This is a genomic window from Pseudomonas sp. BNK-44-b, from assembly GCF_047456245.1.
GTDB lineage: Bacteria > Pseudomonadota > Gammaproteobacteria > Pseudomonadales > Pseudomonadaceae > Aquipseudomonas > Aquipseudomonas machongensis.
This window is the reverse complement of the sequence record NZ_CP179908.1, coordinates 1,030,660-1,057,606: the sequence shown is the minus strand read 5'-3', so window position 1 is coordinate 1,057,606 and position 26,947 is coordinate 1,030,660. Positions and strand designations below refer to the sequence as shown.

Here is a 26,947-nt window from a genome sequence, read left to right as displayed (position 1 = left end):
CCAGCCTTGCGAGCACACGATGAACCTGCGATTTCTCGAAACCTTCGTCTGGGTCGCCCGGCTCAAGAGCTTTCGCCTCACCGCCGAGAAGCTGTTCACCACCCAGGCCTCGGTATCCAGCCGCATCGCCGCACTGGAGGCCGACCTCGGCGTGAAGCTGCTGCTGCGCGACTCGCGCGGTGTCAGCCTGACCCCGGAAGGCAGCAAGGTGCTGGAGTACGCCGAGCGCATGCTCGACACCGCCAAGGCGATGAAACAGTCGTTGGGCGGCGAACGGGCTGTGGTCGGCCGGATCCGCCTGGGGGTCATGGACACGGTGATCCACACCTGGATGAGCGCCTTGGTGGCCGAGTTGACCGAGCGCTACCCGCAAGTGGAAATCGAGTTGGTCGCCGACACCTCGCTGAACCTGCGCGACCAGTTGCAGAAGGGGTTTCTCGACGTGATCCTGCAGACCGACCTGCTGCGCCAGGAAAGCATCCGCAGCCTGGACCTGGCGCGCTACCCCATGGGCTGGATCGTCGCCACCGGCTCACCGCACCATCGCGACTATGCGTCGCTGGCTGAACTGGCGCGCGAGCGGATCATCACCTTTTCGCGCAACTCCCGGCCGCATCAGGAGGTGTTCAGCCTGCTGCAGAGCGCGGGGAGCGAGACGCCTCGGCTGAACTGCGTGAACTCGGTGTCGGCAATCACCCGGCTGCTGCGCGATGGCTTCGGTATCGGCGCCCTGCCCCCGGCGCTGGTCGCCGCAGAGCTGGCACGCGGCGAGCTGGTGCTGCTGACCGGGCTGCAGCCACCGCCTAGCCTGGAGTTGGTGGTGTCGTGGCAGACCGGGGTGGAACTGGTCGATGAAGTGGTGGGGTTGTGCCGGCAGGTGCTGGGGCGCTATGCGCAGGATGTGGGGGGGCAGCGGATCGTGCTGGTCTGAGCCAGGCGGTGTCAGTGTCGGCCCTATAGCGGGACAAGCCCGCTCCCACAGGGATTGAGCTGGTCTTTAGATTTTGAACAGGACAGTAGCTCCCGAAGGTCCAACACTGTGAGAGCGGCGGTTCGCCGCTGCGACTCGTCCCGCGATGAGGCCCGCCCCGGCAACAAAATAGCTGCAATCTAGCGCCAGCTTTCCTTCACCGCCCGGCGCCGCCCGCCCAGGATCACCCAGCCGATCCCCAGCAACACGCTCTCGACCAGGAACGCCAGCAGGAAGCCGCTGGCGATCCCCCAGCCGATCGCCTCGGGCACCAGCAGGATCTGGTAGCTGTAGCCCTTGAGCGTCTCTTCACGCAGTTGCGGATCGGCCTGCGCCAGCACATGCCAGCTGCGGCTGGCCCAACTGCCTTGCAGCGCCTGCCATTCGTTTTCCAGCAACTGGTTGCGAATCACCAGGCTTTCGATGCTGTTGGCGTCACTGTTGAACACCGGGTCGTCACTGGTGCGGTAATGGCGCACCAACGCCTGCAGGTCGCCGTTGAAGAAGCGCTCGGCAGTTTCCTGGAAGCCCGCCAGCGCTTCGCGCGACTCGAGCATGTGGGCCTCGACCCGCTGGCTGTAGTCCTTGACCAGGCCAGGCACCTGGACACCGGCCAGCAGGCCGAAAGTGAACAGCAGCAACCGCAGGTAACTTCTGAACATGCTCTGTCCTTAGCCTTTGGCGACGCACTCGCCGTGCCGCCACAGGGCCCATTGACCCGGCTCGTAACGCTGCCAGGTCTCGTTTTCGGTCAGGGCCTCGGTGGCGATCACCGTGACCACGTCATTGGGCGTGGTTTCCGATTGAAAATCCACGATCAGGTCGACATCTTTCAACCGTGCAGCACCAAAAGGCGCGCGCCGGGTGATATGTACCAGCTTGGTCGAACAGAAGCAGAACAGCCAGTCGCCGTCGCTGAGCAAGCAGTTGAACACGCCCTTCGCACGATACCCGGCGCAGGCCTCGACCAGCACCGGCAGCAGCGCCTCGACCTCCACCGGTTCAGGGAATGCCGCACGCACGCGGTTGAGCAGGTCGCAGAAGGCCGCCTCGCTGTCGGTGTCGCCGACCGGGCGGTAGAACGTCTTCTCGCCACTGAAATCGGCGAGCTGGCCATTGTGCGCGAAGCACCAGTTGCGCCCCCAGAGCTCACGCACGAAGGGGTGGGTGTTGGACAGGCAGACCTTGCCGACGTTGGCCTGGCGGATATGGCCAATAACCACTTCGCTCTTGATCGGGTAACGCTGCACCAGGTTGGCCACCTCCGACTCGCTGCTCGCGGCCGGGTCCTGGAACAGGCGCAGGCCACGCCCTTCGTAGAAGGCGATGCCCCAGCCGTCGCGGTGCGGACCGGTACGCCCGCCACGCTGCATCAGGCCGGTGAAGCTGAAGACGATATCGGTGGGAACATTGGCACTCATGCCCAGCAATTCACACATTGGCGAGGGCTCCGTCCTAGATCCGTGGCTCGACGCGGCCGCCACCATTGCCCGGGCGACGCACCGGGGCGGCAGGGGGCTCTTCACGGTAGCGATCACGACGATCGGCGACGGGCGCGTCGGCCATCACTGCATCGTCTTCGGCCGCCTGGCGCTTGGCGGCGGCCTCGGCCTTCTCGCGGCGCTCGCCAGCCCGTTTTTCCAGTGGCCAGCGCACCAGCACGAACAGCAGGTAAAGGCCGAAGGCGATCATGCCGTACATCGCCAGGTCCGAGGCCGCGCGCCAGGCGTTGTTGCCCACCTTGAACGCCAGGTCCAGAGCGGTAATGGCAACGGCCGGGGCAAAGCTGTCCTTGACCGGATCGACAATGGTGGGGGTGAACAGCAGCACGGCAACGATCACCCGCAGCGGCTCGCGCAGCCAGCGCCACATCCAGCCGGTCAGCTTGAAGGCCACCAGCAGGCAACCCAGGGCGGCGACAGCGTAGAGGCCCCAGGCCAGTGTGTAGTCTTGTTCGATCATGGTGTCCGTGCAAGGCAGGCAAAGAGATGCCTATGATAAACACTTTTACGGGCACAGGCGCCTCTTCCCTCTTGAAGCCTGAGCGACCTCTTCGCGGGCAAGCCCGCGCCTACGGACCTGCGATGCTCGCGAAGAGACCGGCACAGACGCCACCAAACCACGGACATCCCATGCATACCAGACCCAAGCCCCCCATCGCCCGCCCTGCCCAAGCCGCCGATCCCTACGCCTGGCTGCAGGAGCGCGACGCCCCAGAAGTGCTGGCCTACCTGGAGCAGGAAAACACCTACCAGCAAGCCTGCCTCGCCGACCAGGCCGAGCTGCGCGAACAGCTGTTCGAAGAGATCAAGGGCCGTATCCTCGAAACCGACCTGTCGCTCCCCTCCCCCTGGGGCCCCTACCTCTACTACACCCGCACCACGGCGGGCGACGAATACCCGCGCCACTACCGCTGCCCGCGCCCGGCCGATGACAGCAACCGCGTCGACGAAAGCGCCGAGCAACTGCTGCTCGACCCCAACGCCCTGGCCAACGGCGGCTTCCTCGCCCTCGGCGCGTTCAATGTCAGCCCCGATCATCGCCTGCTGGCCTACAGCCTCGACACCAGCGGTGACGAGGTCTACACCCTGTACGTCAAGGACCTGGACAGCGGCAGCGTCGCCACCCTGCCCTTCGACGACTGCGACGGCAGCCTGACCTGGGCCAACGACAGCCGCACGCTGTTCTTCGCCGAACTGGACGACACCCACCGCCCGTGGCGCCTGCGCCGCCACACATTGGGTGAAACCGACGCGAGCACCGTGTTCGAAGAGCCGGACGGGCGTTTCTTCCTGCACTGCTACCGCGCAAGTTCCGAACGCCAGCTGGTGCTGCTGCTCAACAGCAAGACCACCAGCGAAGCCTGGGTGCTCGATGCCACCACGCCCCAGGCCGACTTCACCTGCCTGGCGCCGCGGGTCGAGGGCCACGAATACTTCCCCGACCACGGCCAGCTCGACGGCCAGTGGCGCTGGTTCATCCGCAGCAACCAGGACGGCATCAACTTCGCCCTGTTCCACGCCCCGGCCGACCAGGTGCCCAGCCGCGCGCAATGGCAGGTGCTGGTGCCGCACCGTGACGACATCATGCTCGAAGGCCTGAGCCTGAACGCCTCGGCGCTGTCACTGAGCCTGCGTGAAGGCGGCCTGCCGATCATCGAAGTCCGCCCCCAGGGCCTGCCGGCCTATCACGTCGAACTGCCCGACGCCGCCTACAGCCTCTACGTGCAGGACAGCCTGGAGTTCTCCAGCACACGCATCCGCCTGCGCTACGAAGCGCTCAACCGGCCGGCCCAGGTCCGCCAACTGGAGCTGGCCAGTGGTGACCAGCAGGTGCTCAAGCAGACCCCGGTACTCGGTCGCTTCGATGCCGACGACTACGTCAGCCAACGCCTGTGGGCGACCGCCAAGGACGGCACCCAGGTGCCGATCAGCCTGGTGCGCCGCCGTCAGGACCTGGACCGCGAGGTGCCGCTGTACCTCTACGGCTACGGCGCCTATGGCGAGAGCCTCGACCCCTGGTTCTCCCACGCCCGCCTGAGCCTGCTCGAGCGCGGCGTGGCCTTTGCCATCGCCCATGTGCGCGGCGGCGGCGAGCTGGGTGAGGCCTGGTACCGGGCCGGCAAGCAGGAGCACAAGCAGAACAGCTTCGACGACTTCATCGCCTGCGCCGAACACCTGATCGCCCAGGGCGTCACCCGCACCGAGCAACTGGCGATCAGCGGCGGCAGTGCCGGCGGCCTGCTGATGGGCGCAGTGCTCAACCAGCGCCCTGAGCTGTTCCGCTGCGCCATCGCAGAGGTGCCTTTCGTCGATGTGCTCAACACCATGCTCGACCCCGAGCTGCCGCTGACCGTCACCGAGTATGACGAGTGGGGCAACCCCGAGGAGCCTGAGGTGTACGCACGGATCAAGGCCTATGCCCCCTACGAGAACGTCAAGGCCCAGGCTTACCCGGCCATCTTGGTGGTGGCCGGCTACAACGACAGCCGCGTGCAGTACTGGGAGGCGGCCAAGTGGGTAGCGCGCCTGCGCACCTGCAAGACCGACGACAACCTGTTGCTGCTCAAGACCGAAATGGGCGCCGGCCACGGCGGCATGAGCGGGCGCTACCAGGGGCTGAAGGACGTGGCCCTGGAATATGCGTTCGTCTTCAATGAGCTGGGCGTGGTGTAAATCGCGTTTCTTGTTGTCATAGAGTTCTCACCTACCCTGTGGCCTCATCCACAGGGTAGGCGCAAGCGCTCAAATACCGGACGACACGAAGAACAACACATGCCCGACCCAAGCCTCCTCAGCGCCGAAATCCGCGACATGCTCATGGACTGCGGTTTGTTCGACAGCCTGCAGCCCAGCGACTTTCAGGCCGTCGCCGGTTACTTCGCCATCACGGCGATGACCGAGGGCCAGACCATCTTCGCCGAAGGCGACGCCGGCACCTTCATGTGCATCCTGCACCGCGGCGTGGTGTCGGTGCGCAAGACCGACGGCAACGGCCAGCAAGTCGAGATCGCGACCTTGCGCAAGGGGCGGGCCTTCGGCGAAATGGCCGTGCTCGACGGCGAACGGCGCTCGGCCAGTTGCGTGGCGGCCAGTGATTGCCAGTTGCTGACGCTGGGCAAGGACTCGCTGGACAAGATGCTCAACGACGCCCCGCGCATCGCCGCGCGGATCATCCGCGCGCTGGCCGTGGCGCTGTCGAAGCGCTTGCGGATGCAAGACGGCCAGCGCCTCTCGCAACAGGTCTAGGCTCTGTATGAAAAGCCTTGATACTCGGTGATGCTGCGTTGAAAACAGCCTCGGAATGCTCATTTACAACCCGTAAACTCCGCTTCCTCGGCTGTTTTCGCCTTGCCTGACCTTCGTCTCAAGACCTTTCATACAGAACCTAGTCGTTCTTTTTCGGTGGGTCCTGGGACAGCCCTGGCAACGGCTGGTCCTTTGGCGGCCCAGGCAACGGCATTGGCGGCAGCAACGGCGCGCCGGGCTGGCTGCTGCCGGCCTTCGGTGGCGTGCTCGGGGTAATCTGCGGATAGGGCGTGGGCGTCGGCGTACCCGGTGCACCTGGCACCGGGGTGATGCTGCCCGAAGGCTGCCCGGCGGCATCGGCCAACGGGGCGGCAAGCAGCATCAGCGTGGCAAGGATCACAGGCAACATCGGTAACCTCCCGTCCGGAACCTGCCTACAGGCTACGCCCAATTGCGCGCTTTTGCCTGTCCGCCAGGCCCGCAGGCGCGCTAGACTCGATGCATAACCGTCATTGCCCTGATAACGAAAAAGGTAACACCATGAGCTCGGCCTCCAACTCCGCCGCCACCGCCCGCCTCGACCGCATCCTCGCCGACGCCAAGCGCGACAAGGAAATGGGCTACCGCGACAAGGCACTGAAGATGTATCCGCACGTCTGCGGGCGCTGCGCCCGCGAGTTCTCCGGCAAGCGCCTGTCGGAACTGACCGTGCACCACCGCGACCACAACCACGACAACAACCCCCAGGACGGCTCCAACTGGGAGCTGCTGTGCCTGTACTGCCACGACAACGAGCATTCGCGCTACACCGACCAGCAGTATTTCGGCGAAGGCTCGCTGAGCACGCCGAAAACCAATGTCGCCACGCACAACCCCTTCGCCGGCCTGGCTGCCCTGATGAAGAAGGACTGACCGTCGATTCATCCGCCCACGGCGTCGGCTAGCCCGTATAATCGCGCTCTTTTTTTGCGAAGGGCCCCGACTCGTGGCGAACAAACGGTACAGCTGCATCGGCCTGTTCAACCCAAAATCCGCTGAAAACGTAGGCTCGGTGATGCGTGCGGCAGGCTGCTACGGCGTCAACTCGGTGTTCTACACCGGCAAACGCTACGAGCGCGCCCGCGACTTCGTCACCGACACCAAGCGGGTGCACTACGACATCCCGCTGATCGGCATCGACGACCTGCAGCGCATCATCCCGCTGGGCTGTACGCCAGTGGCAGTGGAGCTGGTCGACGGCGCACGGCCGCTGCCCGAATACACCCATCCGGACCGGGCGATCTACATCTTCGGCCCGGAGGACGGCAGCCTCGACGAAAGCGTGCGCGCCTGGTGCGAAGAAACCATCTACATCCCCACCCAGGGCTGCATGAACCTGGCCGCGACGGTCAACGTGGTGCTGTATGACCGGCTGGCCAAGGGCTTGAATACTCGCTCCGGGCCCAAGTTCAAGTAACGGGGATCAGGGTAATTGCACTGAACGCCGGGGCAGCCTCCAAGGTCAGCTGATGTACCAACCCACAAGGAGACCTACCCATGCTCGATATCCATTCGGCGTCAGACAGGCATGACCACAACGTCCAGGGCTGGGAGCGCGTCAGCTCACTGGCAGGCGGTGCCCTGATGATCAGCAAAGGGATGCGCCACGGCGGGCTGATCGGCTTGTTGCAGGTAGCGGTGGGCGGCATGGCGCTGGCCCGCGGCATCAAGGGCCATTGCGCGACCAAGGCCTGGTTCCACAAGCATCGCGCGGAGTACCACCGGTTGCATGCCGATATCGAACGCGGGGCAGCTGAATTGAAGGCACTCAAGGCCAGCGCCGAGGCGGCGACCCGCACGGTGACGGTGACCGGTAAGGATCCGTTGGCTGGGGTCTGAATCGGCGGTGGCCTCTTCGCGGGCAAGCCCGCTCCCACAGATCTCGAGAACACCGCTGAACCTGTGGGAGCGGGCTTGCCCGCGAAGAAGTCACCACCGGCTCAACGCAACAACTTGCTCTCCAGCACCTCGGACTCGCGCCCCAGCACGCTCTCGCTGATCTGGATGAATTCCTCCGTGCTGACACTGGCCATGCGCATCAGCGCGCGCGTGACGTCGTCCAGCGAGCGCTTGTTGTGGCTGTGCAGGCGAATCTCCCGGTCGAGCGCCTGCAGCAATAGCACACCCCTGGCCACCTGCATTGCGTCGGCCTGCTCGGTGCGAAGGGTCTTGACCTTGGCGCCGTCCTTCTGCAACCGCACCTGCAGCGCCTGGTAGCGATCATCGCTGATGCCGCCAGCGCGGCGCAGCACTTCGATGGCGTAGTAGTCGGTCAGGCTCTCGCCCAGCCAGTCACTGCGATCACGGTCGTCGATCTGCGCAAACAGTTGCACCAGCTCGCGCAGCAGCGGGCTGCTGCCGCTCTCGCTGATCAGTGGGCGGGTGCTGTGCAGGTACAGCGAGTTGCGCGAGGCACGCGCACCGCGCCACATGTCGTCGCGGGCACCGACCACCAGCAGCTTGGGCGGATTGCGCGGGAACACCGCCTGCAACTGCGGCCAGACGAAGGTCATCAAGGTGAGGGTATCCATGCGCCGCATGCCCTGCCCCTGCGGGGCGGCGACCGTCACCTCGGTATCCCCCAGGCGTGCGCGACGGCTGCCGAGGTTGCCGGCGAGCATCCAGCCAGTGGGGCGGTCGAACCGGCGCGAGACGTTGTCGATACGGAATTTCTGCTTGCCAATGCGCGGCCAGGCCGTCTCGACGCTCTGCCAGCCCGACGGCAGCTCGAAGGCCAGGCGTGTCACCAACTCGGTGCCATCCTGCTGATCGAGACGGGCCGGGGGCACGAGCTGATCGCCGCGAAACAACGCCCAATGCGGCGTGATGCGTGCTTCATGGGCGCTGCCATGGGGCTTCACATCGAGCTGCACGCGGTAACTGAGGCTGCTCTTGCCTGCACCGGGGTGCCAGACGCCACGGTCCTGCTGCACCTGCCACTGGCCGTCCGCCTTGAAATCGCTGTAGGCGCCCTGCCTGCCCAGGTCGAAGTCCAGGCTGCGCACCGGCGTGCCCTCGGCCAGGGTCAGGCGCACTTCGGCCTGGCCCGCCTGGGGCAGCAGGCGCACCTGGTAATCCAGATCGACCTTCTTCGCCCAGGTCGGGAAGCTGGCCGACAGGGCCAGTAGCAACAACAACGGGCGACGCATACAGAAACTCCTTGTTCCCCAGAGGCGCGGGCCAGGCGGATCAGCCGGCGCGAAATATCAGGTGGTCTTCCCAGTCGTCTTCGTCGACATCGTTCTCGCTGAGCATCCGCCCGGACTGGGAAATGCGCTGCTCATGGACCTGCTCGCGGTCGCCGCAGACCAAGTGGTGCCAGGCCGGCAGGTCCTTGCCCTCACTGACCAGGCGATAGCCACAGGTGGTCGGCAGCCATTTGAACTGGTCGGCCTTGCCTGGCGTGAGCTGGATGCAGTCGGGCACCTGCTCGAAGCGGTTGGGGTAGTCGCTGCACTGGCAGGTGTTCATGTCCAGCAGTTTGCAGGCGATACGCGTGTAATAGATGCTGTTGTCATCCTCGTCTTCGAGCTTTTGCAGGCAGCATAGCCCGCAGCCGTCGCAGAGCGACTCCCATTCCTGCGGATCGAGCTGGTCGAGGGTCTTGCGCCGCCAGAAGGGCGCGGGGTCGGCGATCATCACACGTTTTCCTGCAATCACTTTGAAGGCCGCGGCGCGCGGCGGCGCCAGTCTAGAGCCTGGCCCGACGCAATGCCATACCGCTTGTCAGTGCCGAGCGGACGCAGTAGCGTTCAGGCTTTCCCTCTTCCTTTCGCAGGAGCCCGCATGAGCGCCAATCCCCGCATCGCCGACTATGCCATCAACGAGCAGTTCATCAACCGCTGGTCGCCCCGTGCGTTCAACGCAGAGCCGATCAGCGAAGAAACCCTGCTGAGCTTCCTCGAAGCCGCGCGCTGGGCGCCGTCGGCCTATAATTCGCAGCCCTGGCGCTTCCTCTATGCCCGCCGCGACACGCCGAACTGGGAGCGCTTCCTGGAGTTTCTGGTGCCGTTCAACCGCAGCTGGGCACAGCAGGCCTCGGCGCTGGTGCTGATCCTCTCCAAGACCACCTTCACCGCCCCGGGTGCCAGCGAAGAAACGCCTGCCCTGTGGCACACCTTCGATACAGGTTCGGCCTGGGGGCACCTGGCGCTGCAGGCGAGCATCAGCGGCTGGCACACCCATGGCATGGCCGGGTTCGACCAGGAGCTGGCGCGCAAGGAACTGAAGATCCCCGAAGGTTATGTACTGCACGCGATGGTGGCGATCGGCAAGCTGGGCGACAAAGCCAGCCTGATCGAAGCACTGCAGGCCCGTGAAGTGCCGAGCCCGCGTCGACCGCTGAGCGAGTTGGCGGCCGAGGGTGATTTCAGTCTCTAAGACTGGGCTGGCCCTATCGCGGGACAAGCCTGCAATAGGGCCAGCAGAAGCACTTCAATACCCGCGCGAGAAATCCACTTCCCCGCGCAACCCCTGCCCCGCCGCATACGCCCGGACGTTTTCGACGAACAAGCGCACCATCGCCACCGGCGAGGTAGGCGCCGAACTGTGCCCGGTCAGCAGCAGCCCCCAGGCGGTCCAGAACGGATGGCGCTGGGGCAACGGCTCCTGGCGGCAGACATCGATCACGGCACCCGCCAGGTGCCCGCTCTTGAGTGCCTCGACCAGGTCGGCATCGACCACCGCCACACCACGCCCGGCGTTGATGAACAGCGCGGTCGGCTTGAAGCACTGGAACAGCGCGGCATCGTACAGGTCATGGGTGGCCGGGGTATCCGGCAGCAGGTTGAGCACGTAATCGACCTCACCGACCAGCCGCGGCAACGCTTCCAGCCCCGCCACTTCGACGAACGGCGCCTGCTCGCGCGGGCTGCTGGCCACGCCATACAGGGTGACGCCAAACGGCAGCAGGAACTCGGCAACCCGCTGGCCGATGTCGCCGGTGCCGACGATCAGCACCTTGCGCCCTTCCAGGCTGTTGCCCGGCCGGCCGTCCCAGCGCCGCTCGACCTGGCTGACCAGGCGCGCCAGCACATCGCGCTCGTGGACCAGCATGTAGGTCAGCATGTACTCGGCCATGACCTGGCCGAAGATGCCCACCGCACGGGTCAGGCGATAGTCACGCGGCAGGCCGTCGGCCAGCAGCGGCGTGATACCCGCCCAGGTCGACTGCATCCAGGCCGGCTTGTGGCCCTGGCGCAGCAGGCTGGCGACCAGGTGCGGCTCGCCCAGCCAGATCGGGCATTCAGGGGCGTGGCGCGACAATTCGGCGGAATCGCCACTGGTCAGGACCTCCAGGTCCGGTGCCAGCTCGCCCAGCAGGCGAGCGTAAAGGGCATGATCCTGTTCAGCGATCAGAACGCGCATCTCGATGACAACCTTGCAGAACGACGAAAGCGGCCCGTCGAGGGCCGCCTGGTGATAGGGTTCGCGCCCCGGCTCAGGCCGGATCGTTGCGCCGCAGCAGCTCTTCGGGCAGATGCTCGATGTAGTCGTCGTCCGGTGGCGGCATCTGCAGGTGGTAACCCTGGCTGTCGAGGTTCTCCAACACCTTGACGATGTCCTCGCGGGCCAGCTTGCGCTCGGGGGTCAGCACCAGGTCGAAGGCATGCACCGGCGTACCGAAGAACGGCAGCAGGCCCTCGGGCACGCGCTCCAGGCCCTCGGCCTTGAGCACATACAGGTACATTTCGCGCTTGCGCGGGCTCTTGTAGATCGAGCAGATACGTTTCATCGAGTCTCTCCGGCGCCTGCCAGGTCGTCCAGCAGGGCCTGGCCCATCCGCTCACGGCGCCAGCCGCGCAGCGAATCGGGCAATTGATAGGGGCCATTGGGGTAGCCGCTCTTGAGCAGGGCTTCGAGGGCCTTCTTGCGCAGCATCAGCTCAGGGGCGATCTGCAAGCGCTCGCCTTCGGCCTGGCCGATGGCACGCAGGCGCTTGAGAATGCCGGCGGCTTCGATCGGCAGCGGCTCGGGCAGCACCGCGGGCCATTGCTCGGCAGGCTGGCTGGCGGCGTTCTTGATCAGCTTGAGCAGCGTTTCGCCGTCCTGGCGGATGGTGCGCGGGTGCATCTCCTCGATCTTGGCCAGCGCCGACAGGCTGTCGGGCTGACCCTTGGCCATGGGCCACAGCGAGTGCTCCTTGAGGATCCGGCTGCGCGGTACATCGCGGCTGCGCGCTTCACGCTCGCGCCAGGCGCACAGCTCGCGCAGCACCGCCAACTGCTGCGGGCCGAGTTTCCAGGCCAGCTTGACGTCGCGGTAAAGGGTTTCGGGCTCGACTTCACGGCGCATTTGCGCCACCAGCTCGGCGCCGTCCTCCAGCACCCAGGCGTACTTGTCATCCGACAGGCGCGGACGCAGGGCGGTGAACAGCTCGGCCAGGTGCACGGCATCTTCGGCGGCGTAGCTGACCTGGGTTTCGGACAGCGGACGCTGCAACCAGTCGGAGCGCGTCTCGCCCTTGGGCAACTCGATGCCCAACACGTCCTGGACCAGGCGCGAATAGCCCATCGAGAAACCGATATTCAGGTAGCCCGCGGCCAACTGCGTGTCGAACAGCGGCTGCGGCAGCTTGCCGGTCAGGCGCAGCAGGACTTCGAGGTCTTCGCTGCAGGCGTGCAGTACCTTGACCACGCCGCTGTCTTCGAGCAATTCGCCCAGCGGCTGCCATTCACGGATCAGCAGGGGGTCGATCAGGTAGGCGCTTTGGCCATCGCCGACCTGCACCAGACCAGCCTTGGGATAGAAGGTATCGACCCGCATGAATTCGGTATCGACGGCCACGAACGGCAGCGTACGCCACTTCCGGCAGAGTTCGGCCAGGGTCTGGTCGTCACGGATCCAGTGTATTTCGATGGCCACAAGGCTCTCCCACAAACATTGGCGCGCAGTATATACGGCGCGGGCACTGCTCGTGAAACCCGGGCCATCCATGGTGGCGATCAGCGGTAGCGCTGGCGCGCGATCAGTTCCTGGCCGTCAGCCAGGGGCGACACCCCGCAAACATGTCCAGCGATTGCTGGTACACCTCGGTGCGCACCTGCAGCAGGCCGAGCATCGAGTGGAACAGGTTGTCCTGGCTCAGCGGCGTGTCACGCATCTTCGACAGGCAGTCGGTATCGACGGCGAAGTCCTGGCGGTAGCTGTCGGAGAACCAGGCCAGCAGCGGGATGTGTTTCTGCTGGTCAGGGGCGAGCATGTAAGGGGTGCCATGCAGGAACAGGTTGTATTCGCCCAGCGACTCGCCATGGTCGGAGAGGTAGATCATGGCGGTGTCGACCTTGTCCTGGTGCTTGCGCAGGGTGTCGATCAGCGACGCCAGCACCTCGTCGGTGTAGACCAGCGTGTTGTCGTAGCTGTTGACGATGTCCTGCTGGCTGCACTGGTTCAGGGCGTTGCTGCGGCACACCGGAGTGAAGTGCTCGAAGCCTGCCGGGTAACGCTTGTAGTAGTCAGGGCCATGGCTGCCCATCTGGTGCAGCACCAGCACGGTATCCTTGTCGAGGCTGTCGAGCAGCGCATCGAGGTTCTGCAGCAGGATCTGGTCGTGGCACTCGCCATCGGCGCACAGGACCGGGTCCTTGGCGCTGGTGAGGTTGACGTAGTTGAATCGATCGCAGGTGCCTTTGCAGCCGGACTGATTATCGCGCCACTGCACCTGGATGCCGGCACGCCCGAGGATATCGAGAAGGCCCTCGCGGCGGCTGGCCAGGCTCGGGTCGTAGTCCTTGCGCGCCATGCCGGAGAACATGCAAGGCACCGACACGGCCGTCTCGGTCCCGCACGAATGCACATCGGTAAAGCCCAGCAGGCCAGCCTCCTTCGACAGGCGTGGCGTGGTATCGCGGCCATAACCCAGCACACCGAAGTTCTCGGCGCGCGCACTTTCACCCACCACCAGCACGGTCAGCGACTTGCGCTCGTGCTTCTGCCAGGCGGCATCGCGATGGGCATCTTCGCCGTATTTCTGGAAGGGTTTGGCAGCGCTGCCGAGCTTTTCGCTGGCATAGCTGAACGACGCCCCGACGATATTGCTCGGGGTGAGCATCAAGTGCAGTTCGTGGTGATTGCGAAACAGCGACGACAGGCCCTGGTAATTGACCAGCCCGATCGAGCCCAGGGCTGCGACGCAGGCGCCGCTGACGATGAGCTTGCCCAGCAGTTCGCGGTGCCAGGCGCGGTAGGCAATGCGTGCCTTCCAGAGCAAAAACGACGGCACGACGCCCAACCCCAGCATATAAAGTGCGAACTTCAAAGACAGCAAGTCACGCACTTCTTCGATGTTGGTTTCGGCGACATTGCGGAACATGCCGGCATCAATAAGTACGCCATATTGATTCATGAAGTAGGCGACACCGGCACCGCTCATGAACAGCACAATCAATACCGGTTTCAATACATACTTGAAGGCCAACAACGTCAATATCAGGTTGAAGGCGAACAACATCAGTACGGCAAACGCCAGGCCTAGCCACAGCCCAACCATGCCGAAGGGTAGGATGGTCTCCAGATGCTCCCAGAGGAACAGATTGAGGCCGATCAACAGGTAAAGGCTGGCCAGCAGCGTGACCCACTCGGTCCGCAGTGATTTGATTTTCAACATGGCGTTCGCAATCAGAGTTTAGAAGCGACCAGGCGTACCCGGGCGGGCACCTTGGGAAGTTGGCCGAACTGTAGAAAGCGTAGCATCAATTTTTTGTGAAAAAGACGCCAACAATCGGTTGTGATGCGTCTTTCATGATTAATTAAAGTTCATTCAGCTGCCATTCAGCAGCGTTGCGACGCTGCCGCCTCATCCGGCGAACCGCTCCCGCTGTCGGCAAAGGCAGCTATCCTGAAGGATCAGGATATTTACCAACCCCTGAAACAGAGGTGAAGAGATGCCAGTCCCGCACGATCTGCTAGCCGACCTGCACATTACAGAAGACAAGTTCCAGGCCCTGATCGACAAGGATCAGGACCTCCACAAGCTGCACAAGGAATACAACGCCAAGGACAAGGAAGTGCTGGCCGCCGAAGGTAACGGCACTAACGACGAGGCGGTCAACCGCCTGCGCAAGGAACGTCTGCTGATCAAGGACAAGATCGAACGGATCATTCATCCGCCCAAGGGTTGAGGTCGTTCGTTGCAATGCCATCGCGGGACAAGCCCGCGATGGCGTCAGCCGCCGTTACGCAGAGGCCGCCGCCTGCAACCCCGCCTCGAGGTCGTCGATCAGGTCGCGGTAATCCTCGATCCCCATCGACAAGCGCACCAGGTTCTCGCTGATGCCCATCACGCCCTTCTGCTGCGGGCTGAGCGAGTTGTGCGACATGGTCCAGGAATGGTTGATCATGCTCTCCACACCGCCCAGCGAGTCGGCGAGGACGAAGATCGACAGCGCCTCGACCAGGCGGTTGACCGCCGCCCGGTCCCCCTTCACACGCAGCGCCACCACCGCCCCGCCAGTGCGCATCTGGCGCTGGCACAGCGCATGCTGCGGATGGCTCGCAAGCCCGGGGTAGAACACCTGTTCGACCTGCGGGTGCTGCTCCAGGTACTGCGCCACGCGCAGGGCGTTGGCGCTCTGGCGCTCCATGCGCACATCGAGGGTCTTCAGGCCGCGCAGGGCCAGGTAGCAGTCGAACGGGCCCTGGATCGCGCCCACCGCCATGCTGATCTTGCGCAGGCGCGCCAGCAGTTCATGATTGCCCGCCACCACCACCCCGCCGGTCAGGTCGGAATGGCCGCCGATGTATTTGCTCGCCGAGTGCATCACCAGGTCCACCCCCAGGGTGATCGGCTGCTGGTTCCATGGCGAGCAGAAGGTGTTGTCGATGCAGGTGAGGATGCCGCGCTCGCGGGCCAGGTCGCACAGCGGCTTGATGTCCACCAGGTGCAGCAGCGGGTTGGTCGGCGATTCCAGCCAGATCATCTTCGTATTCGGACGAATCGCTGCGGCGACGGCGTCCAGGTCGTTGAGGTCGACATAGGTGGTGGTCAGCCCGGAGGTGTGTGCCCGGTAGTCCTCCATCAGGCGGAAGGTGCCGCCATAGACGCCATTCATCACCACCACGTGGGCATCCTTGGGCAGCAGTTCGAGCACCGTGGCGGTGGCACTCACGCCCGACGCGCAGGCAACCGCACCGACACCCTCTTCCAGGGCTGCGACGCAGGTTTCATAGGCGTGGCGGGTGGGGTTGGAAACACGGCTGTAGGCGTATTCGGGATTGTCATCCAGCCCGCGCTTGATGAACGAGCTGGAGGTGACGATGGCCGGGAAGATAGCGTTGTCGGCGACGCTGGACTGCTCGCCAGCGTGGATGGTGCGAGTGGCGAAATTGCGCGGTTTTTCGGCCATGGTCGGATCCGTTGACTGAAGGGGGCAGGTAGAAAACTGCCACTATCGCATATCCCGATCCGACCCGCTGCAACTGCGCCGGACGTAGCAAGCGATTCCCCGATTGGGCTACTCTCGAGAAACTTTTTCTGCAAAGCCGCCCCCTATCGCCATGGACAGTTTCGACCAGCACATCCTCACCCTGCTCCAGCGCGACGCCTCGATCTCCCTCAAGGACCTGGCCGAGGCGGTCAACCTGACCACCACGCCCTGCTGGAAACGAGTCAAGCGCCTGGAAGACGAAGGCTATATCCGCGGCCGCGTCGCCTTGCTCGACCCCGAGCGCATCAATCTCGGCCTGAGCGTGTTCGTCCAGCTCAAGACCCAGCGCCACGACAGCGCCTGGCTCGAGCATTTCGCCAGGACCGTGACCAGCTTCGAGGAAGTGATGGAGTTCTATCGCATGTCCGGCGACTGGGACTACATGCTGCGGGTCGTGGTCAGCGACATCGCTGCCTACGACCGCTTCTACAAGAAGCTGATCACCAGCACCGACGGGCTATCGAACATCACCTCCAGCTTTGCCATGGAACAGATCAAGTACACCACGGCGTTTCCGGTGTATCGGTGAGACGGTCGCAGTAGCGGTCTGATGCGCGCTCACTGATCGCTTGATAGACCAGACCTATCAAACAGTCGGGCAAAGCAATTTGACGCCCGTGCCTGCAGGTTATAGCGTGGACATTACCCCCATCCCACCCTTCCGAGCGCGAACGTGGAACACAGCAGCCAGGCCCTGATCGACGGTTTCAACCGGAAAATCGACTACCTGCGAATGTCGGTGACCGACCGCTGCGACTTCCGCTGCGTCTACTGCATGGCCGAAGACATGCAGTTCCTGCCCCGCCAGCAGATCCTCAGCCTCGAAGAGCTCTACCAGGTCGCCGAACGTTTTGTCGCACTGGGCACCCGCAAGATCCGCCTGACCGGGGGCGAGCCGCTGGTACGCCAGGGCATCGTCGACCTGTGCGGGCGCATCGCCGCCCTGCCCGGCCTGCGCGAGCTGTGCATGACCAGCAATGGCTCGCAGCTTGGCCGCCTGGCCCAGCCGCTGTTCGACGCCGGCGTCACACGCCTGAACATCAGCCTCGACAGCCTCGATGCCCAGCGCTTCAAGGCCCTGACCCGCACCGGCGACCTGGCCCAGGTGATCGCCGGCATCGACGCTGCGCGCCAGGCAGGCTTCCGCCGCACCAAGCTCAACTGCGTGGTGCTCAAGGGTCGCAATGACGATGAAATCGTCGACCTGGTGCGCTTTGCCATCGACCGCGAACTGGACATCACCTTCATCGAGGAAATGCCCCTGGGCGTGATCAGCGAGCACGAGCGCGGCGAGTCGTTCTACTCCAGCGACGATGTGCGCGAGCGCCTGGAGCCGCACTTCACCCTGATCGAATCGGCCGAATCCTCCCAAGGCCCGGCCCGCTACTGGCGCCTGGCCGAAGCGCCGCAGACGCGGGTCGGCTTCATCTCGCCGCACAGCCACAACTTCTGCGCCACCTGCAATCGTGTGCGCCTGACCGTCGAAGGCCGGTTGCTGCTGTGCCTGGGCAACGAGCACTCGATGGACCTCAAGCAGGTCCTGCGCAGCCATCCAGATGACAGCGAGCGCCTGGAACAAGCGATTCGCGAGGCCGTGCACCTCAAGCCCTACCGCCATCACTTCGAGGTGGGTGGCGAGGTGCAGATCCTGCGTTTCATGAACATGACCGGCGGCTGATCGGCCGTCTCTGGAACCGCCTTGATCGTCCATTCCAACACCGACATGCTGCGCATGCTGTTCACCCTGCGCGGCTCGATCGTCAAGCGCATCGCCCTGCGCTGCCTGATGGTGACCTTGCTGGCAGCCCTGATCGTGCTGGTCGAGCGACGTTACCCGGCGCTGTTCTACCCGGTCAGCGCCACGCCCTTCACCCTGCTCGGGTTGTCGCTGTCGATCTTCATGAGCTTTCGCAACAACGCCTGCTACGACCGCTGGTGGGAGGGGCGCAAGGCGTGGGGACGAATGATCATCGAGACCCGTTCGTTCATCCGTGAAAGCGTGGTGATCGCAGATCCGGCCCTGCGACGTGAGCTGCTGCGCAGCCTGTGCGGCTTTGCCCATGCGCTGAACGCGCGCCTGCGCAACGAGGACGAATTGCACGCCGCAAGGCCCTGGCTAGCCGAAGGCGCAGTCGTTACCCAGCACAATGTCTGCGACGGCATCCTGCGCGTAATCGGCGCGCACTGTGCGCGACTGGCCGAACAGCAGCACATCAGCGAATTCCGCTACACCCTGCTCGAGCAACGTCTGCTGGGGCTTTCCGAGGTGCAGGCGACCTGCGAGCGGATCAAGGGCACGCCGCTACCGTTCCCCTATACCCTGCTGCTGCACCGCACCATCTACATCTTCTGCCTGCTGCTGCCGTTCGCCCTGGCCCAACCGCTAGGCTGGCTGGCGCCGCTGTTCACCACCATCGTCAGCTACACCTTCCTTGGCCTGGATGCGATCGGCAACGAGCTGGAGGATCCGTTCGGCCGCGACGAGAACGACCTGCCCACCGACGCCATGGTGCGCACGCTGGAGCGCGATGTGCTATCGGCGCTGGGCGAGCCGCTGCCACCGGTACTGGAGCCGGTGAAGCATGTGTTGAGCTGAAGCAAGCCCTCGCCTGTAGGAGCGGGCTTGCCCGCGAAGAGGCCCGCCAGACCAACACATCGCTAACGATCAACCCCGACTCTCACACACCCCCACCGCCTTCAGGTGCGGCACGAAGTTGCACGGCCGATGCCGCGCATCCAGTTGCTCCACCAGAATGCCTTCCCACGCGGTGCGGCAGGCGCCGGTCGAGCCCGGCAGGCAGCACACCAACGTGCCATTGGCCAGCCCCGCCAACGCCCGGCTCTGCACGGTCGAGGTGCCGATATCGAGAATCGACAGCGCCCGGAACAGCTCGCCGAACCCATCGATGTGCTTGTCCAGCAGGCACTGCACCGCTTCCGGCGTACTGTCACGCCCGGTGAAACCGGTGCCCCCGGTGATCAGCACCACCTGCACCTGCTCATCGGCGATCCAGTTCGCGACCTGGGCGCGGATCTTGTACAGGTCGTCCTTGAGCAACACCCGCGCGACCAGGCGATGGCCAATCTGCACGGAACGGGTGGCCAGCAGCTCGCCGGAGGTGTCGTTATCGAACGTACGGGTATCGCTGACCGTCAGCACGGCGATATTGAGCGGTACGAATACCGCATCCGGTTTGACACTCACGGGGTTTGTCTCCAAGGGGGATTTTGCGTCACGCTAGAGCCCTGGGGCGCATGCGTCCAATCGATACGACGCACCGTCCGATCAACACCCTCTATCGCCAGGCCGAACCATGGACATCAAGCAGCTCAAGTTCCTCATCGCCCTCGACCAGACCCGCCACTTCGGCCAGGCCGCCGCGCTGTGCCACATCACCCAGCCGACCCTGTCGATGCGCCTGCGCAACCTGGAGGACGAGCTCGACCTGGTGCTGGTCAAGCGCGGCCAGCGTTTCGAGGGCTTCACCGAAGCCGGCGAGCGCATCCTGGCCTGGGCCAAGACCCTGCTCGCCGCCCACGACGGCCTGCAGGCCGAGGCCGCCAGTTGCCGCGGCCAGGTGGTCGGCAGCCTGCGCCTGGGCACCGTGCCGCTGGCCAGCTTCAACCCCATGGAACTGCTTCTGCCGCTGCGCGAGAAATACCCCGAACTGCACTTCCAGCTGAGCTCGCTGAGTTCGGAGCAGATCATCGACGGCCTGAGCCGCAACCAGCTCGACCTGGGCATCTGCTACCTCGACCAGGTCAATGTCAGCTTCTTCGACGTGATCGAGCTGGGCACCACCACCATGGGCCTGCTGCACGATACCCGGCACTTCCAGTTCGACACCGAGCAACTGCGCTGGGAAGACCTCGACGGCCTGCCGCTGGGCCTGCTGAGCAAAGGCATGCACTACCGCCAGTCGCTGGACCTGAGCTTTCGCAGCCGCGGCCTGGAGCCCCAGGCCGTGCTGGAAAGCGACTCGACCTTCCAACTGATCCAGGCACTGAACGCCGGCATCTGCTGCGCGGTGATGCCGCTGGACTGCGGCCTGGAAGATCTGAGCGAACACCTGCGCATCATCCCGGTGGCCGACGCCAGCATTCACAGCCCGGTGGGCCTGCTGCTGCGCCGCAGCGAACCGCGTTCGGCCATCGCCGAACAGTGCTTCGACGAAGCGCGGGCACTGTTCAGCGCAGGCTGAGGCTGCTCAGCGCTTGGCCAGGAAATCCAGCATCACCTTGTTGAACACCTCAGGCTTCTGCAGGAACGCAAAGTGGCTGGTGCCCTCGATGAACTGCAGCTTGGCACCGGGAATGCTCTTGGCGATATAGCGGGTGTGATCAGGCTTGATCGCCTCGTCGTGATCGCCGTCGACGATCAGGGTCGGCGCCTTGATGGTCGCCAGTTGCGCCGGCGTCCAGTTCGGTTGCTGCTGGTACATCTGGGCCAGCGCGGCATTGAGCTTTTCGAAACCGTCCGGCGTCGGCGACAACTGCTTGTACTCGTCGGCGGCACGGGTGATGAAGGTGCCGAAGGCAGGCTTCTTGTCGGCATCCGGGAAGGCGCCGGTCGGGTCGGTGTTGGCGCCGAAGGCGATGATCCGACCGACCTTGTCCGGGTAGCGCATGGCCAGGTCCAGCGCGGTGATGCCACCGTCGCTCCAGCCCACCACATCGGCCTTGCCCAGGCCCAGCTGTTTCATCAGGCCGACCACGTCATCGGCCATGGCGTCGTAGCTCAGCGGCAAGCCATTGGCATTGCTGCGACCATGGCCACGGGTGTCCACCGAAATGACCTGGTAATGCGTCGACAGCGCCTTGGCCTGGCCGGCCAGGTAGTCGGCATTGGCCGGGCCGCCATGCAGCAGGAACACCGGCGTGCCCTTGCCTTCGATGTGGTAGGCGAGCTGAACGCCATTGACCTCGGCGGTCTTGAACGGCCCTGCAAGGTGTGGCGTGGGCGGCAGGACCTCCCAGGTTTCGGCAGCCTGGGCGGTAGCACCGAGCATGGCCAGGCCAAGGGTGCCGAGAAGCAGAGTGCCGCGGGCAAGGGTACGCAGGTGGGGCATGGTGACGACTCCGGTCGTTGGGGTTTCAGCTCGTAAACGCGCGCCACGCCGGTTTATTCCCTCACCACCCGTCACCCGGTCAGCGACCTTGCCCCAACTGCGCCGCCAACCACTGCGAAAACACCCGCACCCGCGCCGACAGTTGTCGACTCTGGGGGTACACCACCGACACCGGCATCGGCGGTGGCGGGCAGTCCGGCAACAATTCGCGCAGGCTGCCGGCCGCCAGTTCATGGACAATCCGGTAGCGTGGTACCTGAACGATCCCCAGCCCCGAGAGCGCCGCGCCGGTGTACAGGTCAGCGCCGGTCACCGAAACCCTCGCAGGCAACAAACGCTCCACCACCTCACGACCGACCCTGAACTCCAGGGGCACCGCCCGCCCGGTGGCGCTGGACAGGTAATCCACCGCGAAATGCTGCTGCAAGTCGTCCAGCGTCGCGGGCGTGCCGTGCTGCGCGAGGTACTCGGGGCTTGCCACGGTCACCTGTTCAAGGCTGGCGACCTGTCGGCCGATCAACGACGAATCCTGCAGCAGGCCCGCCCGCAGCACGCAATCCACCCCTTCGCGCACCAGATCGACCAGTCGGTCGTCCTCACCGATGTGCAGGGTGATGTCCGGGTACTGCGCCAGGAACCCACCCAGCGCCGGCATGACGAAATGCTTGGCCAGGGTGCCCTGCAGGTTGACCCGCAGCAGGCCCTTGGGCGGGGCATTGCGAAAGGCGCTTTCGGTCTCCTCGAGGTCCAGCAACAGGCGCACGCATCGGTGGTAGTAGGCCTCGCCATCGTGGGTCATGCGCACATGCCGGGTGGTGCGCTCGAGCAGGCGCACGCCGAGGCGCTGCTCAAGGCGCTTGATCAGGTTGGTGACGGTGGCCCGCGGGATCTGCAGGTCCTCGGCGGCCTGGGAAAAACTGCCGCGCTCGGCGATACGCACGAACACCTGCATTTCCTGGAAGCGATCCATGGACGGGTTCTCCTGGAGGGTGGCGGCTACGCTTGCTTCACAAGGGAAAGACGCCAAATCGATAATTAAAGCAAATGGAACACTGATCGCACTTGCCGCGCAATTATCTTTTTTCGCCAACAGTCCACACTCCTTCCCACACCCACTCAGAAGGATGCCCAGCATGACCTCTTCCGTAGCCTTGATCACCGGCGCCTCGCGCGGCATCGGTGCCGCCATCGCCCGCCGCCTCAGCCGTGACGGCTTCGCCGTGGCGATCAACTACGCCCGCAACGATGCCGAAGCCGATGCACTGGTGGCCGAGATCCGCCAGGCCGGCGGCAAGGCCATCGCCCTCAAGGCCGATGTGTCCAGTGCAGGCCAGGTACAGACCCTGTTCGACACCATCGAGCGGCAATTGGGTCGCATCGATGTGCTGGTCAACAGCGCCGGCATCCTCAAGGTCGCGCCCCTGGCGCAGACCAGCGACGAGCTGTACGCCCGCAACTTCGCGATCAACACCCAAGGCGTGTTCAACACCCTGCGCGCTGCCGCGACACGGCTGAACGACGGCGGGCGCATCATCAACCTGACCAGCACCACGCTGGCCCTGAAAATGCCAGGCTACGCCATCTACAACGGCACCAAGGCCGCGGTCGAGGCCTTCACCCAGGTGTTCGCCAAGGAACTGCGCGGTCGCAACATCACCGTCAATGCCGTGGCCCCGGGCCCGGTGGAAACCGAACTGTTCCTGGCCGACAAGACGCCCGAGCAGATCCAGGCCGCCACCCAGGCACCACCCCTGGGCCGCTTGGGCCAGCCAGAGGATATCGCCGGTGTCGTCGCCTTCCTCGCCGGCCCTGACAGCGGCTGGGTCAACGGCCAGATCCTGCGCGCCAACGGTGGCGTGGCCTGAACAGCCGATAACGCCGCCCCACGCCCCTGATCTTCCCGCCTTTTCTGCACCCCGGCCCCCGGGGTGCTGTCATGCGTGGCGGTTTATCGCCACGGCCTGTTGTGGTGCAAAAAAATGATCGCCCGCGCAATGTTTTCGAGCAATTACTCGAAACTTCCGAACTTTCCCAATAAAAACAGTCGATAACAAATTTCGTGCGCGTGACTGTATACGAAAGACGACCGCAAACCCTACCGCAAACCCGCCATTTGTTTCATGACAAAGATGACAACTGCGAATGTGTTCACAAACTTCGCGATGGCGGATTACCGCCAACTAATAAACGACACAAAAGGATGTTCTAAATAGTCTCCACAGGAGGGTCAGTTTATCCCCACCCAACAATGAATCGCGCCGCGGCCGTGCATCGAGCACACACTTAATGTCCCTTGCCAGGTATGGCGGGGAACCGCCAGGCGCTGTTCGTTTTTTCTCAGCACACACCGTCATGAACCGTACAGCCCGCGATTTACAAAGCCTCCATGCGCCGTCTTCGTCCTGCAAAGCACGTCCACGGCCTCGCTCATTCGGCAACCCGAACGTCATACGAATGAAACATTCGGAATTCCGAATAAAACAACGACCGACTCCGGCAATGCGCATCGTTTCGCGAAAGTTCAAGGACGCCCGTTACCAGATGATCATTGGATCCATGGCACGGTACTTGCCAGAATTTGATCCGCTGCGGAGTCCTTCCGCGACGTGCCTTGCGAAAGATGAGCGAACAATGACAAGCGAATGGCCATTGGCTGTCGAAGTTCGCCCGTGCCACCGAGACAGACCTTACGTCGGATCGTGCTGTTTATCCTGAACATGTGAAACAACAAAGGCGCCCTTCAAGACCGCCAATAACTAACTCATTCATAAAGGTTTAATCATGCCCCTGACCAAGACCAAGCCCGGAAAGATTGTCGCCCTGGACGCTCTGGATACCCCTGATCCGGAAAACGCCCTGTGCTTTGGGTCCTTCGTGCTCTACCCCCAGCAGCATCTGCTGTTCAAGGACGGGGAACTGGTGCAGTTGGGCAGCCGTGCGCTGCAACTGCTGGTCACGCTGGCGAGCCGAACCGGCGAGCTGTTGGAGAAGAACGAGCTGCTGGCGCTGGTCTGGCCCAAGGTCATCGTCGAGGAATGCAACCTGCGCGCGCAAATGACCACCCTGCGCCGAGTGCTTGGCGAAGAAGGAGACTTCACCTACATCGTCACCGTACCGGGCCGCGGGTACCGCTTCGTGGCTCCGGTGACCATCCGTGAAATGGCGCCGCAACCTTTGCTTGCGACGAAACCCGGCAACGATCTGCCGAGCCTTGGCAGCAGCGTCATCGGCCGCGACGACATTTGCCAGACCCTGGCCGAAACCCTGCGCAGCCGCCGCCTGCTCACCCTCACCGGCACCGGCGGCATCGGCAAGACCACCCTGGCGCTGACACTCGCCCACGCCATGGCCGAAGACTTCAGCGAGGGGCGCACCTTCGTCGACCTCACGGAGGCTGACCAGCCTGCCTGCGTCGCCGACCTGGTGGCGGCGGCGCTGGGCATCGACAGCACCGCACAAGACGCCGTGGCGCTGATCGCCGCCCTGTTCGATGAAGCCCGCCACCTGCTGATCCTGGACAACTGCGACCACGTGCTCGAAGCCACCGCGACCCTGGTCGAAGCCCTGCTGCAACAGGCGCCGGGCTGCCACATCCTGGTCACCAGCCGCGAAGCGCTGCACGCCGAAGGCGAATGCGTGCACGAGGTCGCGCCGCTGCCCTGCCCCGCAAACGATCACGTACTGTGCGCCGCCCAGGCCCTGCTCAGCCCGGCCGTCCAGTTGTTCGCCGAGCGCGCCGCTGCGCACGACACGGACTTTGCCTTCAGCGATACCGACGTGCCGGCGGCGCTCGCACTGTGCCGTACCCTCGACGGCAATCCCCTGGCCATCGAGATCGCCGCCAGCCACGTACGCGCCTTTGGCCTGGCCTACCTGGTCGAGCTGCTCGATGGCGACTTCCGCCTGCAGATGGCCGGCCGGCGTACCGCCCTGCCCCGCCACCGCACCCTGCAAGCCTCGCTGGAGTGGAGCCACGCGCTGCTGTGCACCCAGGAGCAGGCGATGTTCCGTCAGTTGTCGGTGTTCACCGGCAGCTTCACCCTCGCCGCCGCCAAGGCGGTGGTCGAGGTCCAGCCAGGCCCTTTCCAGGACGCTGCCTGGCTGGTGGAAAGCCTGATGGACAAGTCGCTGCTGGTGGCCGCCGGGGCGCAACCGATCAAGCGCTACCGCCTGCACCACACGGCCCGTGTGTATGCGGCGCAGCAGCTGGCCCTGCATGACGAGACCGCCGCTATCGCCCAGCGCCACGCGCAGTACACCCTCCAGGAACAACGCCGCGCGGTGCAAGACCTTGAGCGCCTGGACAGCGACAGCTGGCTGGCCCTGCACAGCCCCGGCAGCGACAGCGTACGCAGCGCCTTGAGCTGGTGTTTCAGCGAACAGGGCGATGCCTGTCTCGGCGTCGAACTCACGCTGATGAGCGTGCCGCTGTGGCTGCGCCTGTCGCGGGTCGACGAATGCCACGCCTGGGTCGACCGCGGCCTGCGCTTCGAGGCCATCACACCCCGCCAGCGCATGCTCTTGCTGACCCTCTCGGCCAGCGTCATGGCCCTGACCCGCGGTGCCGGGCAGTCGATCCGTGACGCCTGGCAGCAGGTGATCGAAGACGCCCGCACTCTCGGCGACACCGAGCATGAACTGCGCGGCCTGTGGGGCCTCTGGCACGACCACTGCTGCAGCAACCAGCATGCCGAGGCGCTGGACCTGGCCAACCAGTACATCCAGCTCAGCGAACGCACCGGCATCCTTGAGCGGCGCATGCTCGGCCGGCGCATGCGGGCAACGCCGCTGTTCCAGATGGCCGACTTCGATGGCGCCCGCCAGGCGATCAGCGAAGCCCTGAGTTTCCCGATGATGCCCCGCGCCCACGTCATCGACAGCCACTTCGACCAAGGTATCGCCGCGCGCTCGCTCAAGGCCCAGGTGCAGTTGCTGCAAGGCCAGGTCGGCCAGGCCCTACTGACCATCGAGGCCAACGTCGAAGCGGCGTTGACCCAGCACCACCCGGCCAGCCTCTGGTACACCCTGAGCCTGAGCGCCATCCCCATCACCTTGCTGGTCGGCCACGAAAAGCGCAGCCGCGAGTTTCTTGCCCGTCTCAAAGAGAGCCTGGCGGGCCACGAGATGCCGGTATGGCGCCTGTTCGTCCGGTGCTTCGAGCACATCCTGCTGATCCGCCAGGGCAATGCCGAAGACGGCGTACGCGGCCTGGGCGAAGCGCTCGACCAGCTCCATGCGATCGGCGACAGCCCGCTGTACAACCTGGTGCGCAGCGAGTACGCCCAAGGTCTGGCGCAACTGGGCCTGGAGCAATTGGCCATCGAGATCCTCGACCAGACCCTGGCCGTGACCGCCGCTCGCCAGGAACGCTGGTTCCGCCCCGAGCTGTTGCGCATCAAGGCCCAACTGCTGGCCAGGCCCGATTCGCCCGAACGCCAGGCGCAAGCCCAGGAGCTGCTCAACCAGGCCATGCAGGAGGCCCAGGAACAGGGCGCGCGCTTCTGGGCCGGACGCATCACCGCCACCCTCTCGCAGTTGACCAGCCAACCGGAGGAAGCCCCCAGGCGCACCAGCCAGGCCTGGGATCAGCGTCGTCAGGAGCGCCAGTTCAACACCCAGTTTTCACACACGTGAAACCTTGCTGTAACTTGCCAAGGTTGTGCGTTTCAAAGGTCGAGGTCGCCTAGGATCAGACTT

The 26,947-nt window shown here is 64.4% G+C and carries 28 protein-coding genes; 14 read left to right on the top strand and 14 right to left on the bottom strand.

The window, feature by feature from the left end; all coding sequences use genetic code 11:
* The first annotated feature begins 19 nt into the window (after positions 1-19).
* On the top strand, positions 20-931 hold the full coding sequence (locus tag ACMGGG_RS05105) for a LysR family transcriptional regulator (protein ID WP_063543670.1): 912 nt from the start codon (positions 20-22) through the stop codon (positions 929-931).
* 179 nt (positions 932-1,110) lie between these two features.
* On the opposite strand, the gene ACMGGG_RS05100 is transcribed toward ACMGGG_RS05105, so the two are convergent.
* The 3 genes from ACMGGG_RS05100 to ACMGGG_RS05090 are packed head-to-tail and all read right to left on the bottom strand — an operon-like array spanning position 1,111 to position 2,932.
* Positions 1,111-1,632 (bottom strand): DUF2937 family protein, encoded by a 522-nt coding sequence (locus ACMGGG_RS05100; protein ID WP_414154989.1) that lies wholly within the window; start codon positions 1,630-1,632, stop codon positions 1,111-1,113.
* 9 nt (positions 1,633-1,641) lie between these two features.
* Complete coding sequence (locus ACMGGG_RS05095) at positions 1,642-2,409, bottom strand: class II glutamine amidotransferase (protein ID WP_054895027.1); 768 nt, start codon at positions 2,407-2,409, stop codon at positions 1,642-1,644.
* Between the two features lie 16 nt (positions 2,410-2,425).
* A complete protein-coding gene (locus ACMGGG_RS05090) occupies positions 2,426-2,932 on the bottom strand; it encodes a hypothetical protein (RefSeq protein ID WP_054895028.1) in 507 nt (168 codons plus the stop codon).
* A gap of 170 nt (positions 2,933-3,102) precedes the next feature.
* Between ACMGGG_RS05090 and ACMGGG_RS05085 the strand changes: the two genes are divergently transcribed.
* Together ACMGGG_RS05085 and ACMGGG_RS05080 are read left to right on the top strand one after the other, a co-directional pair.
* Positions 3,103-5,145 (top strand): S9 family peptidase, encoded by a 2,043-nt coding sequence (locus ACMGGG_RS05085; protein WP_414154988.1) that lies wholly within the window; start codon positions 3,103-3,105, stop codon positions 5,143-5,145.
* 99 nt (positions 5,146-5,244) lie between these two features.
* Complete coding sequence (locus tag ACMGGG_RS05080) at positions 5,245-5,718, top strand: cyclic nucleotide-binding domain-containing protein (RefSeq protein WP_063543662.1); 474 nt, start codon at positions 5,245-5,247, stop codon at positions 5,716-5,718.
* Positions 5,719-5,857: 139 nt separating this feature from the next.
* Here the strand turns inward: ACMGGG_RS05080 and ACMGGG_RS05075 are convergent, their stop codons facing one another.
* Positions 5,858-6,127, bottom strand: a complete 270-nt coding sequence (locus tag ACMGGG_RS05075; RefSeq protein ID WP_414154987.1) for a hypothetical protein — start codon at positions 6,125-6,127, stop codon at positions 5,858-5,860.
* Positions 6,128-6,258: 131 nt separating this feature from the next.
* Between ACMGGG_RS05075 and ACMGGG_RS05070 the strand changes: the two genes are divergently transcribed.
* From ACMGGG_RS05070 to ACMGGG_RS05060, 3 genes are all read left to right on the top strand, one after another.
* On the top strand, positions 6,259-6,630 hold the full coding sequence (locus ACMGGG_RS05070) for a YajD family HNH nuclease (RefSeq protein WP_054895032.1): 372 nt from the start codon (positions 6,259-6,261) through the stop codon (positions 6,628-6,630).
* A gap of 73 nt (positions 6,631-6,703) precedes the next feature.
* Positions 6,704-7,174: an RNA methyltransferase gene (locus tag ACMGGG_RS05065; protein ID WP_054895033.1), complete on the top strand. Its 471-nt coding sequence runs from the start codon at positions 6,704-6,706 to the stop codon at positions 7,172-7,174.
* A gap of 80 nt (positions 7,175-7,254) precedes the next feature.
* Positions 7,255-7,596 carry a DUF2892 domain-containing protein gene (locus ACMGGG_RS05060; protein ID WP_063543658.1) on the top strand — a complete coding sequence of 114 codons (342 nt, stop codon included), beginning with the start codon at positions 7,255-7,257 and terminating at the stop codon, positions 7,594-7,596.
* A 101-nt stretch (positions 7,597-7,697) separates the two neighbouring features.
* Here ACMGGG_RS05060 and ACMGGG_RS05055 read toward each other — a convergent pair whose 3' ends face one another.
* Positions 7,698-8,906, bottom strand: coding sequence for a hypothetical protein (locus ACMGGG_RS05055; RefSeq protein WP_414154986.1), 1,209 nt, complete (start codon positions 8,904-8,906; stop codon positions 7,698-7,700).
* Between the two features lie 40 nt (positions 8,907-8,946).
* On the bottom strand, positions 8,947-9,396 hold the full coding sequence (locus ACMGGG_RS05050) for a YcgN family cysteine cluster protein (RefSeq protein ID WP_063543654.1): 450 nt from the start codon (positions 9,394-9,396) through the stop codon (positions 8,947-8,949).
* Between the two features lie 147 nt (positions 9,397-9,543).
* On the opposite strand from ACMGGG_RS05050, the gene ACMGGG_RS05045 reads away from it, so the two are divergent.
* Positions 9,544-10,137 (top strand): nitroreductase family protein, encoded by a 594-nt coding sequence (locus tag ACMGGG_RS05045; RefSeq protein WP_054895037.1) that lies wholly within the window; start codon positions 9,544-9,546, stop codon positions 10,135-10,137.
* Between the two features lie 54 nt (positions 10,138-10,191).
* On the opposite strand, the gene ACMGGG_RS05040 is transcribed toward ACMGGG_RS05045, so the two are convergent.
* The 4 genes from ACMGGG_RS05040 to ACMGGG_RS05025 form a co-directional block, all read right to left on the bottom strand.
* Positions 10,192-11,124, bottom strand: a complete 933-nt coding sequence (locus ACMGGG_RS05040; protein WP_414154985.1) for a D-2-hydroxyacid dehydrogenase — start codon at positions 11,122-11,124, stop codon at positions 10,192-10,194.
* Positions 11,125-11,197: 73 nt separating this feature from the next.
* A complete protein-coding gene (locus ACMGGG_RS05035) occupies positions 11,198-11,491 on the bottom strand; it encodes a YcgL domain-containing protein (protein ID WP_054895039.1) in 294 nt (97 codons plus the stop codon).
* The gene (gene rnd / locus ACMGGG_RS05030) at positions 11,488-12,621 is read right to left on the bottom strand and encodes a ribonuclease D (RefSeq protein ID WP_063543647.1); all 1,134 of its coding nucleotides are present in this window, start codon (positions 12,619-12,621) and stop codon (positions 11,488-11,490) included. The genes ACMGGG_RS05035 and rnd overlap by 4 nt, the downstream gene beginning before the upstream one ends.
* Positions 12,622-12,724: 103 nt before the next feature.
* A complete protein-coding gene (locus ACMGGG_RS05025; protein WP_414154984.1) occupies positions 12,725-14,362 on the bottom strand; it encodes a phosphoethanolamine transferase in 1,638 nt (545 codons plus the stop codon).
* A 277-nt stretch (positions 14,363-14,639) separates the two neighbouring features.
* Between ACMGGG_RS05025 and ACMGGG_RS05020 the strand changes: the two genes are divergently transcribed.
* Positions 14,640-14,876, top strand: coding sequence for a YdcH family protein (locus tag ACMGGG_RS05020; protein ID WP_054895041.1), 237 nt, complete (start codon positions 14,640-14,642; stop codon positions 14,874-14,876).
* Positions 14,877-14,930: 54 nt separating this feature from the next.
* Here ACMGGG_RS05020 and ACMGGG_RS05015 read toward each other — a convergent pair whose 3' ends face one another.
* Entirely contained in the window at positions 14,931-16,100 is a 1,170-nt protein-coding gene (locus tag ACMGGG_RS05015) for a trans-sulfuration enzyme family protein (protein ID WP_065861421.1), read from the bottom strand.
* Positions 16,101-16,251: 151 nt separating this feature from the next.
* Between ACMGGG_RS05015 and ACMGGG_RS05010 the strand changes: the two genes are divergently transcribed.
* The 3 genes from ACMGGG_RS05010 to ACMGGG_RS05000 all read left to right on the top strand — a co-directional run bounded on the left by ACMGGG_RS05010 (position 16,252) and on the right by ACMGGG_RS05000 (position 18,777).
* Positions 16,252-16,710: an Lrp/AsnC family transcriptional regulator gene (locus ACMGGG_RS05010; protein WP_054895043.1), complete on the top strand. Its 459-nt coding sequence runs from the start codon at positions 16,252-16,254 to the stop codon at positions 16,708-16,710.
* 144 nt (positions 16,711-16,854) lie between these two features.
* Positions 16,855-17,859 carry a GTP 3',8-cyclase MoaA gene (moaA, locus tag ACMGGG_RS05005; RefSeq protein ID WP_081255212.1) on the top strand — a complete coding sequence of 335 codons (1,005 nt, stop codon included), beginning with the start codon at positions 16,855-16,857 and terminating at the stop codon, positions 17,857-17,859.
* Between the two features lie 21 nt (positions 17,860-17,880).
* Entirely contained in the window at positions 17,881-18,777 is an 897-nt protein-coding gene (locus ACMGGG_RS05000) for a bestrophin family protein (protein WP_414154983.1), read from the top strand.
* A 69-nt stretch (positions 18,778-18,846) separates the two neighbouring features.
* On the opposite strand, the gene moaB is transcribed toward ACMGGG_RS05000, so the two are convergent.
* Positions 18,847-19,386, bottom strand: a complete 540-nt coding sequence (gene moaB, locus ACMGGG_RS04995) for a molybdenum cofactor biosynthesis protein B (RefSeq protein ID WP_054895045.1) — start codon at positions 19,384-19,386, stop codon at positions 18,847-18,849.
* 109 nt (positions 19,387-19,495) lie between these two features.
* On the opposite strand from moaB, the gene ACMGGG_RS04990 reads away from it, so the two are divergent.
* Positions 19,496-20,383 (top strand): LysR family transcriptional regulator, encoded by an 888-nt coding sequence (locus ACMGGG_RS04990; protein ID WP_054895046.1) that lies wholly within the window; start codon positions 19,496-19,498, stop codon positions 20,381-20,383.
* A 6-nt stretch (positions 20,384-20,389) separates the two neighbouring features.
* Here the strand turns inward: ACMGGG_RS04990 and ACMGGG_RS04985 are convergent, their stop codons facing one another.
* Together ACMGGG_RS04985 and ACMGGG_RS04980 are read right to left on the bottom strand one after the other, a co-directional pair.
* On the bottom strand, positions 20,390-21,250 hold the full coding sequence (locus ACMGGG_RS04985) for an alpha/beta fold hydrolase (RefSeq protein ID WP_081255211.1): 861 nt from the start codon (positions 21,248-21,250) through the stop codon (positions 20,390-20,392).
* A 79-nt stretch (positions 21,251-21,329) separates the two neighbouring features.
* A complete protein-coding gene (locus tag ACMGGG_RS04980) occupies positions 21,330-22,220 on the bottom strand; it encodes a LysR family transcriptional regulator (RefSeq protein WP_112897690.1) in 891 nt (296 codons plus the stop codon).
* 154 nt (positions 22,221-22,374) lie between these two features.
* On the opposite strand from ACMGGG_RS04980, the gene ACMGGG_RS04975 reads away from it, so the two are divergent.
* Positions 22,375-23,115 (top strand): SDR family oxidoreductase, encoded by a 741-nt coding sequence (locus ACMGGG_RS04975; protein WP_414154982.1) that lies wholly within the window; start codon positions 22,375-22,377, stop codon positions 23,113-23,115.
* A gap of 916 nt (positions 23,116-24,031) precedes the next feature.
* On the top strand, positions 24,032-26,884 hold the full coding sequence (locus tag ACMGGG_RS04970) for a winged helix-turn-helix domain-containing protein (protein ID WP_414154981.1): 2,853 nt from the start codon (positions 24,032-24,034) through the stop codon (positions 26,882-26,884).
* Positions 26,885-26,947 lie beyond the last annotated feature (63 nt).

Excerpts from the sequence above, each read along its gene's own strand:
- ACMGGG_RS05090 (WP_054895028.1), bottom strand. The coding sequence starts at position 2,932 with ATGATCGAACAAGACTACACACTGGCCTGGGGCCTCTACGCTGTCGCC.
- ACMGGG_RS05055 (WP_414154986.1), bottom strand. The coding sequence starts at position 8,906 with ATGCGTCGCCCGTTGTTGTTGCTACTGGCCCTGTCGGCCAGCTTCCCG.
- ACMGGG_RS05035 (WP_054895039.1), bottom strand. The coding sequence starts at position 11,491 with ATGAAACGTATCTGCTCGATCTACAAGAGCCCGCGCAAGCGCGAAATG.
- ACMGGG_RS05070 (WP_054895032.1), top strand. The coding sequence starts at position 6,259 with ATGAGCTCGGCCTCCAACTCCGCCGCCACCGCCCGCCTCGACCGCATC.
- ACMGGG_RS05015 (WP_065861421.1), bottom strand. The coding sequence starts at position 16,100 with ATGGCCGAAAAACCGCGCAATTTCGCCACTCGCACCATCCACGCTGGC.
- ACMGGG_RS05060 (WP_063543658.1), top strand. The coding sequence starts at position 7,255 with ATGCTCGATATCCATTCGGCGTCAGACAGGCATGACCACAACGTCCAG.
- ACMGGG_RS05020 (WP_054895041.1), top strand. The coding sequence starts at position 14,640 with ATGCCAGTCCCGCACGATCTGCTAGCCGACCTGCACATTACAGAAGAC.
- ACMGGG_RS05045 (WP_054895037.1), top strand. The coding sequence starts at position 9,544 with ATGAGCGCCAATCCCCGCATCGCCGACTATGCCATCAACGAGCAGTTC.
- ACMGGG_RS04970 (WP_414154981.1), top strand. The coding sequence starts at position 24,032 with ATGCCCCTGACCAAGACCAAGCCCGGAAAGATTGTCGCCCTGGACGCT.
- ACMGGG_RS04985 (WP_081255211.1), bottom strand. The coding sequence starts at position 21,250 with ATGCCCCACCTGCGTACCCTTGCCCGCGGCACTCTGCTTCTCGGCACC.
- ACMGGG_RS05095 (WP_054895027.1), bottom strand. The coding sequence starts at position 2,409 with ATGTGTGAATTGCTGGGCATGAGTGCCAATGTTCCCACCGATATCGTC.
- ACMGGG_RS04980 (WP_112897690.1), bottom strand. The coding sequence starts at position 22,220 with ATGGATCGCTTCCAGGAAATGCAGGTGTTCGTGCGTATCGCCGAGCGC.
- ACMGGG_RS05100 (WP_414154989.1), bottom strand. The coding sequence starts at position 1,632 with ATGTTCAGAAGTTACCTGCGGTTGCTGCTGTTCACTTTCGGCCTGCTG.
- ACMGGG_RS05025 (WP_414154984.1), bottom strand. The coding sequence starts at position 14,362 with ATGTTGAAAATCAAATCACTGCGGACCGAGTGGGTCACGCTGCTGGCC.
- ACMGGG_RS05050 (WP_063543654.1), bottom strand. The coding sequence starts at position 9,396 with ATGATCGCCGACCCCGCGCCCTTCTGGCGGCGCAAGACCCTCGACCAG.
- ACMGGG_RS05040 (WP_414154985.1), bottom strand. The coding sequence starts at position 11,124 with ATGCGCGTTCTGATCGCTGAACAGGATCATGCCCTTTACGCTCGCCTG.
- ACMGGG_RS05080 (WP_063543662.1), top strand. The coding sequence starts at position 5,245 with ATGCCCGACCCAAGCCTCCTCAGCGCCGAAATCCGCGACATGCTCATG.
- ACMGGG_RS04990 (WP_054895046.1), top strand. The coding sequence starts at position 19,496 with ATGGACATCAAGCAGCTCAAGTTCCTCATCGCCCTCGACCAGACCCGC.
- ACMGGG_RS05085 (WP_414154988.1), top strand. The coding sequence starts at position 3,103 with ATGCATACCAGACCCAAGCCCCCCATCGCCCGCCCTGCCCAAGCCGCC.
- ACMGGG_RS05105 (WP_063543670.1), top strand. The coding sequence starts at position 20 with ATGAACCTGCGATTTCTCGAAACCTTCGTCTGGGTCGCCCGGCTCAAG.
- ACMGGG_RS05010 (WP_054895043.1), top strand. The coding sequence starts at position 16,252 with ATGGACAGTTTCGACCAGCACATCCTCACCCTGCTCCAGCGCGACGCC.
- ACMGGG_RS05075 (WP_414154987.1), bottom strand. The coding sequence starts at position 6,127 with ATGTTGCCTGTGATCCTTGCCACGCTGATGCTGCTTGCCGCCCCGTTG.
- ACMGGG_RS04975 (WP_414154982.1), top strand. The coding sequence starts at position 22,375 with ATGCCCAGCATGACCTCTTCCGTAGCCTTGATCACCGGCGCCTCGCGC.